General features: G+C 71.4%; 13 protein-coding genes. 5 read left to right on the top strand and 8 right to left on the bottom strand.

Annotated features, from left to right (window positions below):
- Positions 1 to 13: 13 nt before the first annotated feature.
- Both ABZT47_RS00615 and ABZT47_RS00610 read right to left on the bottom strand, forming a co-directional pair.
- The gene (locus tag ABZT47_RS00615) at positions 14 to 223 is read right to left on the bottom strand and encodes a hypothetical protein (protein ID WP_354834395.1); all 210 of its coding nucleotides are present in this window, start codon (positions 221 to 223) and stop codon (positions 14 to 16) included.
- A 305-nt stretch (positions 224 to 528) separates the two neighbouring features.
- Complete coding sequence (locus ABZT47_RS00610) at positions 529 to 1,023, bottom strand: group II truncated hemoglobin (RefSeq protein WP_354834392.1); 495 nt, start codon at positions 1,021 to 1,023, stop codon at positions 529 to 531.
- A gap of 362 nt (positions 1,024 to 1,385) precedes the next feature.
- Here ABZT47_RS00610 and ABZT47_RS00605 point away from each other — a divergent pair, with 362 nt between their 5' ends.
- Positions 1,386 to 2,024 carry a VOC family protein gene (locus ABZT47_RS00605; RefSeq protein WP_354834389.1) on the top strand — a complete coding sequence of 213 codons (639 nt, stop codon included), beginning with the start codon at positions 1,386 to 1,388 and terminating at the stop codon, positions 2,022 to 2,024.
- A 423-nt stretch (positions 2,025 to 2,447) separates the two neighbouring features.
- Complete coding sequence (locus ABZT47_RS00600; protein WP_354834386.1) at positions 2,448 to 4,700, top strand: hypothetical protein; 2,253 nt, start codon at positions 2,448 to 2,450, stop codon at positions 4,698 to 4,700.
- A 19-nt stretch (positions 4,701 to 4,719) separates the two neighbouring features.
- Here the strand turns inward: ABZT47_RS00600 and ABZT47_RS00595 are convergent, their stop codons facing one another.
- From ABZT47_RS00595 to ABZT47_RS00585, 3 genes are all read right to left on the bottom strand, one after another.
- A complete protein-coding gene (locus ABZT47_RS00595) occupies positions 4,720 to 5,238 on the bottom strand; it encodes a CGNR zinc finger domain-containing protein (protein WP_354834383.1) in 519 nt (172 codons plus the stop codon).
- A 381-nt stretch (positions 5,239 to 5,619) separates the two neighbouring features.
- A complete protein-coding gene (locus ABZT47_RS00590; protein ID WP_354834380.1) occupies positions 5,620 to 6,792 on the bottom strand; it encodes a cellulose binding domain-containing protein in 1,173 nt (390 codons plus the stop codon).
- A gap of 641 nt (positions 6,793 to 7,433) precedes the next feature.
- Complete coding sequence (locus ABZT47_RS00585; RefSeq protein ID WP_354834377.1) at positions 7,434 to 7,754, bottom strand: hypothetical protein; 321 nt, start codon at positions 7,752 to 7,754, stop codon at positions 7,434 to 7,436.
- Positions 7,755 to 7,941: 187 nt separating this feature from the next.
- Between ABZT47_RS00585 and ABZT47_RS00580 the strand changes: the two genes are divergently transcribed.
- Positions 7,942 to 8,898, top strand: a complete 957-nt coding sequence (locus tag ABZT47_RS00580; protein ID WP_354834375.1) for a winged helix-turn-helix domain-containing protein — start codon at positions 7,942 to 7,944, stop codon at positions 8,896 to 8,898.
- A gap of 144 nt (positions 8,899 to 9,042) precedes the next feature.
- Here the strand turns inward: ABZT47_RS00580 and ABZT47_RS00575 are convergent, their stop codons facing one another.
- Positions 9,043 to 9,720: a helix-turn-helix domain-containing protein gene (locus ABZT47_RS00575; protein WP_354834372.1), complete on the bottom strand. Its 678-nt coding sequence runs from the start codon at positions 9,718 to 9,720 to the stop codon at positions 9,043 to 9,045.
- A 71-nt stretch (positions 9,721 to 9,791) separates the two neighbouring features.
- Between ABZT47_RS00575 and ABZT47_RS00570 the strand changes: the two genes are divergently transcribed.
- A complete protein-coding gene (locus tag ABZT47_RS00570; RefSeq protein WP_354834369.1) occupies positions 9,792 to 10,910 on the top strand; it encodes a serine hydrolase domain-containing protein in 1,119 nt (372 codons plus the stop codon).
- A gap of 90 nt (positions 10,911 to 11,000) precedes the next feature.
- Here ABZT47_RS00570 and ABZT47_RS00565 read toward each other — a convergent pair whose 3' ends face one another.
- Positions 11,001 to 11,639, bottom strand: a complete 639-nt coding sequence (locus ABZT47_RS00565) for a TetR/AcrR family transcriptional regulator (protein ID WP_354834366.1) — start codon at positions 11,637 to 11,639, stop codon at positions 11,001 to 11,003.
- A 101-nt stretch (positions 11,640 to 11,740) separates the two neighbouring features.
- Between ABZT47_RS00565 and ABZT47_RS00560 the strand changes: the two genes are divergently transcribed.
- Positions 11,741 to 12,481: an SDR family oxidoreductase gene (locus tag ABZT47_RS00560; RefSeq protein WP_354834363.1), complete on the top strand. Its 741-nt coding sequence runs from the start codon at positions 11,741 to 11,743 to the stop codon at positions 12,479 to 12,481.
- 54 nt (positions 12,482 to 12,535) lie between these two features.
- Here ABZT47_RS00560 and ABZT47_RS00555 read toward each other — a convergent pair whose 3' ends face one another.
- On the bottom strand, positions 12,536 to 13,738 hold the full coding sequence (locus tag ABZT47_RS00555) for a cellulose binding domain-containing protein (RefSeq protein ID WP_354834360.1): 1,203 nt from the start codon (positions 13,736 to 13,738) through the stop codon (positions 12,536 to 12,538).
- Positions 13,739 to 13,938 lie beyond the last annotated feature (200 nt).

Below are 13,938 nucleotides of genomic sequence, written 5' to 3'. Positions count from 1 at the left end.
GCGGCGCCGCCTCTCACGGCTGCTGAGGGGTGCCATAGGCCGGGAAGCAGATGCCGCATGGCCGGAAACCGGCCGCCTCGGCCTGCCCCCGAGTCGGAAAGCGGAGCACGTCGTGCAGGGCGTAGCCCTGCGCCTCGCCGCCGGACCGGCCTGCCTGTAGCCCCCAGCAGTCCTCGGTCACATGATAGGCGTCGCCTGCCCCGGTGGCGATCAGCTCACCCATCGGCCGGTCCTCCCTTGGGTACGGTCGAGCACGTCGTCAGCGAGCGAGGGCAGGACCGGGAGGTACAGCGATCGGCAAGCCGATTACCGCCGAAACGGAACCGTCTCGATTCAACCAGCCTAGGTGCTTACGGTCATGATGAATTGACAGATGGTGATGGCGGTGTCGATCTGAGCTGCTTCCGTGACGCGCCGCAGAGTCCAGTGGATCAAGGTCGAGGGAGTGGTAGGGCGAGTCGGGAGTGTGTCGCAGGTCATCGGTGGCCGGCGCGGGTCGAGTGAGGCCGCGGCCTTGGCGCGCGGGGGTCAGCTGTTCGGTTGCCAGGGTGGGGTCTGGCCCCAGTGCCAGTGGGGGACGTCGGCCGCGTTCACGGGAGGCGGATTCTCGCCCGAGTAGATCAAGGCCATGCGCGTGCCCCACTCGATGTAGTAGGTGAACACCGCGCGGAACTCCGGGTCGGTTGGCAGGCCGACCTCGTCGGCGGTGTCCTGCAAAAGGTCGACCCAGCGGCGGCGCTGTTCCTCGGTGATGCCGCGGCCCAGGTGCATGCGCGCCATGTGCGGGTGGCCGCCGCGCTCGGCGGAGTAGGTCGAGGGGCCGCCGAAGACCTCGGCGAGCCACATGGCGACGTGCCGCGGGTGGTGCTCGTCCATGCCGGCGAAGAGGGGGGCGAGGAGCGGGTCCTTCATGACGTGACCATAGAAGACCTCGGTGAGGCGGTTCAGGGCCTCCTCGCCGCCCATCCATTGGTAGATGGTGGGCACGCCGGGCGCGGGCTCGTTCACGTGCTGCTCGGTCACGGCTGCTCCTGTCCCGCGGCCTTGCCGGGGCCGGCGACGTCGGTGAGAGGGTAGGTGCTGCGTCTCCATTCGCCTGCCGATAGTCATCGGGGTGACCGCTCATGAGGCCGGCGCTCTCGTACCTCTCGCACGGCGAGGGCACAGTGATGTAATCATGTAAGCAAGAGTCGTGGCAAGCTTCCCTGCGGGTAAGTGGTGAACCGGCGAATGGCTTGGCCCAGACTGTCGGCTGATATAGATGATCGGCGGCAGTGGGTGACCAAGGCGCTGACGCCGACGTGGTGGTCGCTGAGACTGGAGGGGATCGCTCTCCATGGAAGTCGTGTCGACGACCCGTTGTGTCGTGTAGCTCGTGGCTCGGGTTGGGCGGGGAGGCCGTGATGATTGATCCGGCTTTGGATCATCTTGTTTATGCGGGTCCGGACCTCGCGGCGGCGGTGGCGCGGGTCGCGGAGGTGACGGGGGTGCGGCCGGTCGAAGGTGGGCCGCATCCGGGACTCGGCACGCGCAACTTCCTGCTCGGGCTCGGCGGCCGGGCCTACCTGGAGATCATCGGTCCCGATACCGGTCGGCCGGCTCCCGAGCGGCCTCGTCCGTTCGGGATCGATGAGCTGACCGCACCGGCGCTGGTCGGGTGGGCCCTCGGGGTTGAGCCCGGTGGACTGGACGAGCGGGTGGCGAAGGCGAGGCGGGCGGGGTACGACCCGGGCGAGCCTGCCGCCATGTCGCGGCGCAGGCCGGACGGCACCCTGCTCGCCTGGCGGCTCACCCCGCTGCGGAGCGGACCGCTGCCCTTCCTCATCGATTGGGGGACCACCGTCCATCCCTCCGTCGGGCTGCCGGTCGTGCCGCTGCGGTCGCTGGCGATCATCCATCCCGCGCCAGAGACGATCCGGCCGGCGCTGGCCGCACTGGGGGCGACCGTCACCACTCGGGCAGGCGAAACTCCTGCACTGCTGGCGGAGATCGGTGTAGACGGTCGCGCCTTCACCCTGAACTGACCAGGCTCATCGGCGAGGGGCTCACTGTGCTGTCACTTGCCCCGGCGCGGCACCACGGTCCTGTTCACGCCGTTCGCCGGAAGTGTGTACCTCCGGTCACGGGGCCGCACGGTAAGGCGGATATACCGCCCACCGGTAAGGCGGGTACAAGACCGCCGGTAGGGGGCGTACAAGTCCACCGGTAGGGCGAGAGCGCCGGCTATTGGGTAAGGCGAATGCGCGGGCTCTTCGGTACGACGAACGCGCCGGCTGCCCGGTAAGGCGAGTGCACCGGCTCATCGGTACGGGGCGCCGAGGGGCGTGGCTTCCGTCAGAATCGGGAGCGGATCGCTCAGAGCGTGGGCGGGCGCACGATGCCATTCAGCAGGCGATCGCGCAGAGAACCGGAGAAACCCGCAGAACCGGAGAAGAGGTGAGACGGGCGTGCCGTCCGCGTCCGAGAGTGGGGAAGGTCAGCCCGCCGGAGTGCCGCCGGAGGTCGGGGGCGGCGTGTGGCGGGCGTGCCGGATGGCGGGGCGGTTGTACGTGCCTCTGCTGTTCGTCTCGGTGGTCACCGCGGGGCTGGCCGGGCTCGTGGACGTGGCCGTGCTGGCGTGGGTCACCGTGCCGGGCGGATCGGTGGTCAACGGGGTGCCCGTTCCCGGCGGTGGCTCGGCCGCGACGCCGGTACTGCTCGGGCTGGCCGTCGCCGGGACGGTGGTCGCGGGGGTGGCGTCCATGATCGCGGGTTGCCGCCTGGTGGTCGCGGGGATCGAAGGACAGCCGGTGTCGGTCGCGTGGGCACTGCGCGGGGTGGTCCGGCGGGCCGGCGCGCTGCTGCTTCTGTCGGCGATCCTGTTCGTGGCGATGGCGCTCGTCGTGGTCCCTTTCGCGGTGACAGGGGTGTACGCCGGTACCGCCGTAGGTGTGCTGGTGGGGGTGGGGCCGTTCCTGCTGGTCTGCCGGGTGCTGCTCGCGATCCCCGTCCTGGGGGCGCGCCCGGTCGGGGCGGTGGCGGCCACGGTGCGGGCGGTGCGGCTCGCCCGTGCGGATCACCTCGCGACCGTCGTGCATCTGGGGATGGTGCCGGTGGTCTCGGCGCTGGCGTGGCTGCCGTCCTGGACGGTCCGCTCGCTGTTCGCCGGTGGTCCGGCGGTGGTCGCGGGCAACGTGGCGGCCGTCGTCCTGGGGACGCTGCTGGCACCGGTGCAGGCGGCGTTGCTCGCGGGCTGCTACACCCATCTGTGCCGGCGTGCCGGTCAGGAGGCGTTGCAGATGCCGGTGCCCGAGCGGGTGACGCCACGTCGCCACGGCAAAGCGGCCGCCGTCGTGACGGTGGTGGGGGCGCTGGTGCCGGGGGCGCTCTACGGTGTCCTGCTGCTCGGCGATCCGCTGGGCGTCCCGGCGGCCACACTCGTGGCCGCGCCGGCCGGGCGGGCGGAGCCGGCGCCGCCGCGCGTGGTCTTCGGCGCGGATGGGGCCCCGGTCATCGCCGGGGTCGAGCCGCTGGCCTGTGAGGATGTGCGATGCGGAGCTTGGCATACGGTCGGAATCGACGAGAAGCGGCGGCTTGTGGACCTGCGTGGCACCAATGTGGTGCCCGGAAGTGACGGCATCGTCCGCATCGTCCCGTGGGTCGGCGACGGGACGGACATGACCCTCCGGCTGGTTCCTTGCCCTCGCCCTCGTTGCGGCGATCTGCTCCAGGGGCGGCGCCTCGCCTCGGCGTCGTACGAAGGGATTTCCGCTTACAGCGCCGTGGCCGCCGGTTCCCCCGCGCCGGTGATCGCATCGGTGGTCCGGCTCAAGGGGACAGGGGGCCCGTCGCCCGATGCCGAGAAGTCGTTGAAGGCGCTCCGCGACTCGGCGTCCGCGTCTCCGTCTCCCTCCTTGGCCCTGTCTCAGGCTGACGGGCGACGGGACGGCGCTCGGCCGTCTCCTGGCGCGACTCGGGACGAACATGCCTCCTCGGGCGAGGCGGGTCGCGATCACGTCTTTCTGTCGTGGGTCCAGAAGAAGGACGACTCGTCGACGGTCCAGCTCACTTTGTGCGAGAGCCCGGCATGCGCCTCGCCGCGAACGGTCGACATGTTCCGGGCGGTCGCCGACATCGTCTACCACGACCGTCCGTTGGCTGTGGCCGTGGGGACCACAGGCCGGGCCGTGGTCGCTCACTTCGACAGGGAACGCGGGCTGATCACCGTGGCGGTCTGCGGGTCGGTGTCCTGCGCCGACCACACGGTCCAGACGTTGGGCCCACTGCCCGACGACTGGGCTGTCTCATACGACTACGTCCGGCTGGCCCTCGCGGTCAGGCGTGACGGCCGGCCGGTGCTCGTGTACAACGATGCGGAGTCCGGCGCTGCGCGGATACTGACCTGCGCGACGGCTACCTGTGCCGGGACGCCGAAGGTCACGGAGCTGCGGCGCCTGGCGCCGCTGCGGGGGTTCGGGTTCGCGCTGGACGACCGCGACCGGCCGTTGATCGCCGGCTACTCCCGCGACGACGACCGGGTCACCCTTCTCGCCTGCGCGGACGACGGATGCGACGACGTACGCGAGGCTCCGCTCCTGCGGGCGGCCGAGCTCGGCCCGCTGGAACTCGCGATCGGACCCGACCGGCTGCCGCGCATCGTCTGGGGCGCGGCGGGCGAATACCACATCCTCACCTGCGACCGCCCGCGCTGCGGCCTTTAGACCGTTCGCGGCGTCCATCTCAGGATCGGCGGGCTCGGTGGCGGCGGACGGCGTCGCGGTTGGAGCAGCGGGGGGAGCAGTAACGCTGAGCGCCGCCTCTGGACACGTCCACATACACCCGGTCGCAGCCTTCCCGGGCGCAGCGGCCGAGCCTGGACATTCCCCGGCCGGTCAGGTGGAGGGCGGTCCCCACGGCGACCAGGGCCTGGAGCACTTCTCCGAGCGGCAGGCCGTTGTCGCGGTAGTGCAGGTGCCAGCCGCTCCCGCCGTGGTCGGTCAGGCGGGGGTGCGCGGTCGCCGTCGCGAGCAGGCGGTTCACCAGCTCCGCTCGCCGCCGGTCGTCGACGGCGTCGACGATCTCCGTCCACTGCTCGATGAGGTCCAGCGTGCGGGTGAGGTCTTTCTCGTCCGTCGGCATGTCCACCACGAGACCGGCGTCCAGGCATCGTTCGACCAGTTCGTCGAGGGAGCCGGGCGGGAGGTTGGCCAGGTCGGCCATGAGGCACACGGCGTCCTGCCCGTAAGGGTTGAGATGCACAATGCCATTACATCACGCTGGTCTCATGAACGACCATGGCGAGCACACGTGGCGGACCCGTTCTCATCACCACACCAGCGAAGGTTCGGTGTACTACCAGTTCTGCCACTGCGGGCTATGGCGCGTCGTCGCCAGGCCCTCACCGCCCCTGGCGGAGGCGGCCGGGTGGCCGGTCCTCCGCCAGGAACGGCGGAACAGCACCTCAGACCATCGGTCCAACGGGTCAGAACGTCGGAACGGCACGTAGGGACGCCGGAACACCGGGACACGTCCAGAACGCCGGACGTTCCGGACGCCGTAACGTCCGTAACGTCCGGAACACGGGAACGCCGGAGCGCCGGTACGTCTGGAACGTGGAGACGCCGGGGCGGCTTGCGGGTGTCACCCTGTTGTGCAGAGGCTTCCGTTCAGTCTGAATTCCAGGGGAGGCGGGTTGTCGCCGGCGTGGGTGCCGTTGAAGCCGATCCGCAGGGTCTGGCCGGGCTGGATGGTCTTGTTCCAGGCGAGGTTGGTCGCCGAGACGGCCATGCCGGACTGGACCCAGGTGGCCGACCAGCCCGAGGTCAGATGCTGGGCGGTGAGGGTGAAGCCGAACGTCAGCCGCCAGCCGTCGATCGGGGTGCTGCCGGTGTTCTTGATGGCGACGTCGGTGGTGAAGCCGGTCTGCCAGCTTCTCGGCGTGTAGGTGATCTGGCAGCCCACGGGCGTCACCGTCGGCGTCGACGAGGGGGTGACGGAGGGCGTGACGGAAGGTGTCACCGAGGGGCTCGGTGAGGAGGACGGGGGATAGGTGGCGGCGTTGGACGGGTCGCTCAGGTTTCCGGCCTCGCCGACGACCACGACCTGGAAGGTGACGGTGGGCTCGCTGCCGAGGCGCACCAAGGTGCGCGGAAGCCTGCTGTATCCCGCGTACGTCCATTCGGTGGACGACCGGCGGAACGCGTTGACGAGCTCCTGGGGCGTGCCCCCCGAGGTGGCCCATGTCAGCATCACGTTGGCCGCATCGGGCCCGGGCAGCACGCGCAGGTCGTAGGGCGTGGGCGGGATCGTCGGCCATGGGCTCGGGGTCGGGCCCGGCGGCGGTTCGGTCATGGCCGTGCCCTTGGCCAGCAGGCTCGGCACGCTCTTGTTGCCGGCGGCGTCCACGGCGACGACGTAGAACAGGTAGTCGCGCCCCGGGGTGAGGTCGTACACCTGGGCGGCGACCTCGGTGGCCGAGGAGGAGGTGACACGCGACGAGGCGCGGCTGAAGGTCCCGACCGTCGGATTGCTGTAGGACCAGGCGTAGACCTCGTACCCGGTGACCGCGACGTCATCGGTCGACGGCGTCCAGGTGAGGCCGACCACGCCGCTGAGGTAGACGGGCCGTGAGGCGAGCCCGCCGGGTGTGCTGGGCGGGGTGGTGTCGGCGGCGACCGCGCCTGCCCGCGTGCCGGGGACGGCGCCGGAGGCGGGCATCGGGCCCGCGCCGAGCACGGCCGCCGTGGCGGCGGCCGCGACGCATCCGATCAGAAGACCGCGGAGAGCGGGCCCACGAGGACGGGAGAAGGGCATGGCGAGCCTCTCGTCGGGCGGACAGGACCGGCGCGGACCTGGCCGCGGTGTGCCGGTCAGGACCGAGCGAGCCTGACCGCGACATACCGGTCAGGAGCGAGTGGTGCCGTCGGACGCGCGGGCGACGCCGGTGGGCCGTCGGCCGTCGGGACATCGGATCGGCTCCGTGAGCAGGCGTGCGCCTGACGGCCGGTCGTCGCATCGACTCCCCCGAGCGGGACGGCGGATCACGCCGTCCGTCACGATCCTGCGCCCGCACCGAGGGCTTGGTCCATCGTCCGGTCGGTGCTGGGCACACCGGGGCAGGTCAGAGGCGGTACGCGCCGCCGGGACGATGAAAGTTTCCTACTCGGTCTCACCTACTCATGAAGCCGTCCGGTTCTCTGCGGCCCTTGACCGGTACGGGGCAAGGGCGCCGCGACCACGTTCGGCGATGACCCCAAGGTGCTCGGACGGGCGATCTGCACGCGGCCGGGCCGTCGCGGCGTCCCGGGAGAACGCGGCCGACTGAGAAACGCGGCCGACTGGGGACACGCGGCCGACTGGGGACACGCGGCCGACTGGGGACACGCGGCCGACTGGGGACACGCGGCCGAGCCCGGCCTCCGCTGATGGGAGCCGGGCCCGGCGCGAAGGGAAGGTCAGTACTGGCGGTGCTCGTCGGTCGCGCGGTTACTGGGGTTGTAGGTGCAGTAGAAGGTGCCGCCGAACGTGTTGTGGTCGTACGCCGCGGTCTTCTTGCACTCGTTGCAGTCCCAGAAGGATTGGATGAAGCTGCTGTTCGGCCGAGCAGAGGTCGGCAGGTTGCACGAGTTGGCCTGGATCCGTGCCGTCGAACTCGTCCGCGCCGCCGACGCGGTGGAGGCCGACACCGGCGTGGGCGCGACGAACAGAGCGGTGGCCGTGAGAGCCGCCGCGGCGGCGGCCGCTCCCGTGAGCCGTCGGCGAGTAGCGGTGCGCATGGCATTCCTCCTGTGGTTGCGATGACCGGACCGTGGTTCCGGACGACCGAAGTCGACCTTGGTCACGAGCCTGTCGAGGCCCAGGGGAATCCACAAAGCCTTTCGGTCCTCGCCGAAACACCGTTTGCGCTGTGCCGCCACCGGGGCGGAGGCGAGTGAAGATCGTCGGTGCGGGAAGATCGGGCGAATGATGCGTCTGCACTTCACCGCCGCCGACCTTCGTCTCATCACCTTCGCGCCGGCCCCGAACGCGCTGCTGGAGAGCGCTCTGAGCGTCCGCCCGCCATCCTGCGCCACCTGGTCGCGCCCCGAGGTCACGGAGTGGCGCCGCTCGGTGGGCGACGGTTCGATCGACCGCGCGGGAGTGCTGGCGGACATGGTGCCCAAACAGAGCTTCATGCCGGACCTGCTGCTCCAGCCGGAGGCCGACGACCTGGCCGCGGCGGTGGAACTGGCGAAGAGCACTCCCGTGGAGCAGGTCATGGCCGACCTGAGTCTGCTTCCCCCGCCGGCCGCGGGCGGGTCGTGGCGGCGTGAGCTGGCCGAAGGCGACGCCGTCGCGTGGCGGACGCTCACCGGCGACCTGTACGACTACTTCTCCTCCTCGCTGGCGCCCTTGTGGCCGCGGATCCGCGACACGGCCGCCGCGGACCGCGCGCTGCGCGCCGAGACGCTGCTGCGCGGCGGCACCGACGCCCTGCTGGCGACGTTGAGCCTGCACTGCCGCTGGGAGCCGCCGGTCCTGCAGGTCCAGGTGGCGGGCGAGTACGACGTCCAGTTGTGCGGGAACGGGCTGCTGCTGGTCCCGTCGTACTTCGCCGCCGGGCCGATGATGATGTACCGGCCTGGTCGTGCCACCGTGCTGGTGTACCCGATGTACGCCGGGGGCCGCCCGTCCGCCGCGGCGGACGCGCTCGGCCCGCTGCTCGGCCGGACGCGAGCCGCGGTCCTGGCCACGCTGCGGCACCCGGCCACGACGAGCGCGCTCGCCGACCGGCTCGCGATCTCGAGGGCGTCCGCCAGTGAGCACACCACCGTGCTGCGCGACGCGGGGCTGGTCTCGACCACCCGGATGGGCAGCGCCGTCCTGCACACCCTGACCCCGCTGGGCTCGGCCCTCCTCGCCGGCGACTCCGCCGGTTGAACCTGTGCCGCTGGTCGGACCTGTGCCGCCGGCCGCCTGGTCCGCGCCCGGCCATGCCCTGCGCGGAAGGCGGACGGCGTGCTCGGCTGGCCGCGCCGCGCCGCGCCGCGTCGTACCGGTGGACCGGTCCGCCCTTTGGCGACTTCAGACGCCGGCCGGAGGGGCGGGCCGGGGGATCCGGGCCTCGATCTGGGTGAGCTGGGCGGCGAGGATCGCCTCGAACACGGCGTGGCGGTTTTCGTGGAGAGGGCGGATGTCGCGGCCGAAGTGGGCCAGTGCGGGGAAGCGTTCGGGGTCGGCGCCCAGCACCGCGACGCGGAACGACTCCAGGCCCTGTTCGCGCTCTTCGGGAGTGACGCTCTCCACCGCCCCCTCGGAGGAGATCAACGCGGCGAAGAGGATCGCGAGCCGGTGGTAGTGCGCCGGGATCTCCTCGTCGGGCAGTCCCGATGCCCGTAGGGCCCGCAGCACCTCCTCTATGACCAGCCGGGAGCCGGCGCCGCCCGACGCGTAGCGTCCCCAGATCGCGGCGACCTGGGGATGCCGGCCGAAGGCCTCTTTCACCCGCATGGCGACGGTGGTGATGCACTGTTTCCAGTCGCCCTCGGGACGGTAGCCGTCCATGGCGGCGATGAGGATGCGGTCGGTGACCGCGCGCAACAGCTCGGTCTTGTTGCGGAAGTGCCGGTAGAGGCTGGAGGAATCGGTGCCGAGCGCCGCGGCCAGCCGGCGCACACTGAAGGAGTCGGCGTCGCTCGTGCGCAGCAGCCGCTCCGCCGTGTCCAGTATCTCCTCGGTCGACCAACGCCTGCGGCCCGCCATGTCACCCCTCTCGCCAGATCCAACCCTATCTATGCACTCACTGTTGCACGCACCGCGTGCATAATGGAGGCATGGAGAACCCACTGGATGTCGCGGCGCTCGAAGCCGCCATGGAGAAGGTCCACCGCGCAGGGGTGCCCGGAGTGTTCGCCGAGGTGTGCGACGGCGGCCACGTCTGGCGTGGCGCCGCCGGGGTCGCCGATGTCGCCACCGGCCGTCCCGTCACGGCCGGGATGCGGCACCGCGTCGGCAGCATCACCAAGACCTTCACCGCCGCCGCGGTGATGCGGCAGGTGGAGGGCGGTCGGATCGGGCTCGACACGTCGATCGGCCACTACCTGCCGCGCCTGGTCCCTGGAGACCGCGGTGACGCCATCACCGTCCGGATGCTGCTCAACCACACCAGCGGCCTCGCCGAGTACCTCCCGCACGCCTACCCGTCCCTCAAGGCGTTCCCCTCCGTGGCCGACACCCGGCCCGACAGCCTGGACGACAACCGGCTCACGCGGTTCGACCCGGCCGATCTCATCGCGATGGGAGTCGGGGCGCCCGCCGTCGGTGCGCCGGGCGGCACTCCGGGGGTGTACTCCAACACCAACTACCTGCTCCTCGGCAGGCTGCTGGAACAGGTGAGCGGCACCACGGCGGAGAGGTGCGTCACCCAGGATGTCATCGAGCGCGCCGGGCTCACCGGCACCGGTTTCCCGGCCGGACCGCAGGTCGACGGGCCGCACCCGCGCATGTACGAGGCGTGGTTCGGCATGATCGAACCGCCGCGCGACTACAGCGTGTACGACATGTCGTGGGTCGGCCCGGCGGCCTCGCTGATCTCGACCGTCGCGGATCTCAACCGCTTCTTCGGCATGCTGCTCGCCGGGGAGATCGTGGACCGGTCGTCACTGGCGCAGATGCGCCGCACCGTCCCGGTCGTCTCCCAGGAGGGGAAGGTGATCGACTACGGCCTCGGCCTGCACCCGATGGAGGTCCCCGGCGGCGGCACCTTCTGGGGCCATGGCGGCACGGTCTGGGGCGGCGGAGCGATGTCCATGACCCGTGCCGACGGCGGGCGGCGGATGTCGGTCGCGGTCAACCTGCAGAGGTGGAACGAACTCGACTCCTCGGGGAAGCCGCGGCCCCACCCCATCGACGGCGCGCTCGCGGGGTTCTACCGGGTGGCGATGTCCTGGTGATCACATGTGCGTGGTGTGTCCCTCCTGGCCGACCGGCGCCCCGTCCGCAACCTGAGGCTTCGACGCACTCCGGAGGGACTTCACCGTCACCTACTCCTGCGGCGCGGTCGCCGGCGAGGCGGTTCGGGGGGAGGTGAGGGTGGTCCACGCCGCCAGCGCGCAGTCGATGATCGTCTCCAGGTGTGCCCTGCCGGCTCCGTCGCGGGATTGGACGGCCATGCCTTGCAGGACGGTGGCGTAGAAGGCGGCGACGGCGTCGATGTCCGTGCCGGGGGTGACGTCGCCCTCCTCGATCCCCCGTTCCAGCCGCCGCCGGAAGGACCACGGCACGAGCGCGCGGCGTTCGGCGAGGAAGTCGCGCAGCCCGGCGTTCGCGGTCGTGCCGGTCAGAGCCGACAGCACCACCATGCAACCCGGCGGCGTGGCCGGGTCGGCGAACCTTTCGGCGTTGACCCGAAGGGCGCGCGCGATGCCCTCCCGGGCGGTCGCCGACGCCTCCAGGCACCGCAGCGGCTCGGCGCCCTGTGTCGCCCCGTACAGCTCGACGGCCTCCCGGAACAGGTGCTCCTTCGACCCGAAGCAGGCATAGATGCTGGCGGAGGCGATGCCCATGGCGGCGGTGAGGTCGGCCATCGAGGTGCTCTCGTACCCGTGCTCCCAGAACGTCAGCATCGCCTGGCGGAGCGCCAGGTCTCGATCGAAGCCACGCGGCCTGCCGCGTTCCGCCACGCCCGCCACCTTTCTTTGTCGATTGACCAATATATCCCTTGACCGGCTCGGGCGCATCCTGGTACCTATTTCTTTGCTGATCGACAAAGAAATGGGGAGACGTGACCGAACTGACCGGCAAGGTGGCGTTGGTGACGGGGGGCGGCCGCGGCATCGGCGCGGCGATCGCCCTGCGACTGGCGCAGGACGGGATGGACGTGGCCATCACCTACGCCCACGCCGCCGAGGAGGCCGAGGCGGTGGCCCGGCGCATCGAGACCGGCGGCGGCCGGGCACTGGTGATCGAGGCGGACTTCGCCGACCCGGACGCGGCCGTCGCGGCGGTCGAGCGGACCGCGAGGGAGTGGGGCCGGATCGACGTCCTGGTCAACAACGCGGCGGCGTTCGTCGCCGCGGAGCTGGGACAGATCACGCCTCAGGAGGTCGACCGGGTGCTGGCGGTGAACGTGCGGTCGGTCTTCCTGGCCTGCCAGGCGGCGGCCCGGCACATGGGCGCGGACGGCCGCCTCATCAACGTCGGCACCTGTGTGACCGAACGCGTCCCGGGGCCGGGAATGACCCTGTTCGCGATGAGCAAGTCCGCGCTCGCGGGCCTCACCAAGGGGCTGGCCCGTGATCTCGGTCCGCGGGGCATCACCGCCGTCCTGGTCCATCCCGGCCCGATCGACACCCACGCGAATCCGGCCGGCGGGCCGCAGGCGGCCGGATTCAGCGGCGCGACCGCGCTGGGCCGCTACGGCGCCGTCGACGACATCGCCTCCACCGTCGCGCACCTGGCCGGCGAGGGAGGCCGCTACATCACCGGGTCCGCCATCAGCGTCGACGGAGGCTTCGCCGCCTGACCCGGGGCTCCGTCCCCGAGTCCGCCGCCCGGACGCGCGGCCGCCCCAGGACGGTCAGCCTGAGGCGCAGGTGGCGCCGTTCAGGGTGAAGGCGGTGGGGGAGGGGTTGCTGCCGGAGTAGACGCCGTTGAAGCCGAGCCACAGGACCTGGCCGGGTTGGATGATCTTGCTCCAGGACTGGTCGGTCGCGGAGACGGTCGTGCCGGACTGGGCCCAGACGGCGGACCAGCCTGAGGTCAGGCGCTGGGTGGTGAGGGGGAAGTCGAACGCCAGCCGCCATCCGTCGATCGGCGTGCTGCCGGTGTTCTTGACGTTGACCACGGCGAGGAAGCCGGTCGCCCACGTTGTGGCGTCGTAGGTGACCGCGCACGCCACGGAGGGCGTCGGTGTCGCGGTCGGTGTCGCGGTGGGCGTCGCGGACGGTGTGGGTGAGGGGGCGGTGTAGGTGGCCGGGTCGGACGGAGGGCTGAGCAGGGTGCCGGCCGTGTTGCGGGCGATCACCTGGAAGGTGTAGGAGGGCTCGGCGCCGATGCTCGCCAGGGTGCGCGGGATCACGCTGTCTATGGAGTAGCTCCACTCGGCGGAGGAGCGGCGGAAGGCGATGAAGGCCACCGAGTTGCCGGCGTCCTCGGTGGACCACGTCAGCGTGACGTTGCCCGTGCCGAGCCCGGACCCGATGCGCAGGTTCGTGGGCGTGTGCGGGATCGCCGGCGCGGGGGACGGGCCCGGGGTCGGCGGCTCGACCATGGCCGTGGCCTTGGTCAGCAGGCTCGGCACGCTCCTGTTGCCGGCGGCGTCCACGGCGACCACGTAGAACAGGTAGTCCCGGCCCGGGATGAGGTCGGACACCTCGGCGTAGACCGGAGTGGTCGAGGAGGCGGTGGTGATGCGCGCACGGGCCAGGGTGAAGGGGACGTTCGCCGGGGTTCCGTAGGCCCAGGCGTACACCTGGTACCCGGTGACCCCGACGTCGTCGCTCGACGGCGCCCAGGTCAGGCCCGCCACCCCGTTCAGGTACACGTTACGGGGGGAGGGCGCGCCGGGCTCGCCGGGCGGAGTCGTGTCGGCGGCGACCACGCCGGTCCGCGCCGAGCCGAGGACGGCCCCCGAGGCGGGGAGTCGGCCGGAGCCGAGGACGGCGCCCGACGCGGCCCGCGGACCCGCGCCGAGGGAGGCGCCTGAGGCGGGCAGCGGGCCGGCGGCGAGAACGGCCGCGGTGGCGGTGGCCGCGCAGCATCCGAGCAGGAGGCCACGCAAGGCGGCTCCACGGGGACGGGTGAAGGGCATGGGGAGCCTCTCGACGGGCGGACGAGACCCCGGGCGGGCCTGCGGCCGCGGCGTGCCGGTCAGGTGTGAGGGTGCCGGTCAGGTGTGAGGGTGCCGGTCAGGTGTGAGGGTGCCGGTCAGGTGTGAGGGTGCCGGTCAGGTGTGAGGGTGCCGGTCAGGTGTGAGGGTGC

This window comes from Sphaerisporangium sp. NPDC005289 (assembly GCF_040607455.1).
GTDB lineage: Bacteria > Actinomycetota > Actinomycetes > Streptosporangiales > Streptosporangiaceae > Sphaerisporangium > Sphaerisporangium rhizosphaerae.
This window is presented reverse-complemented; position numbering and strand designations above follow the sequence as displayed.

Coding starts and splice junctions, on each gene's coding strand:
- ABZT47_RS00575 (WP_354834372.1), bottom strand. CDS start 9,720: ATGGCGGGCCGCAGGCGTTGGTCGACCGAGGAGATACTGGACACGGCG.
- ABZT47_RS00590 (WP_354834380.1), bottom strand. CDS start 6,792: ATGCCCTTCTCCCGTCCTCGTGGGCCCGCTCTCCGCGGTCTTCTGATC.
- ABZT47_RS00580 (WP_354834375.1), top strand. CDS start 7,942: ATGATGCGTCTGCACTTCACCGCCGCCGACCTTCGTCTCATCACCTTC.
- ABZT47_RS00585 (WP_354834377.1), bottom strand. CDS start 7,754: ATGCGCACCGCTACTCGCCGACGGCTCACGGGAGCGGCCGCCGCCGCG.
- ABZT47_RS00615 (WP_354834395.1), bottom strand. CDS start 223: ATGGGTGAGCTGATCGCCACCGGGGCAGGCGACGCCTATCATGTGACC.
- ABZT47_RS00570 (WP_354834369.1), top strand. CDS start 9,792: ATGGAGAACCCACTGGATGTCGCGGCGCTCGAAGCCGCCATGGAGAAG.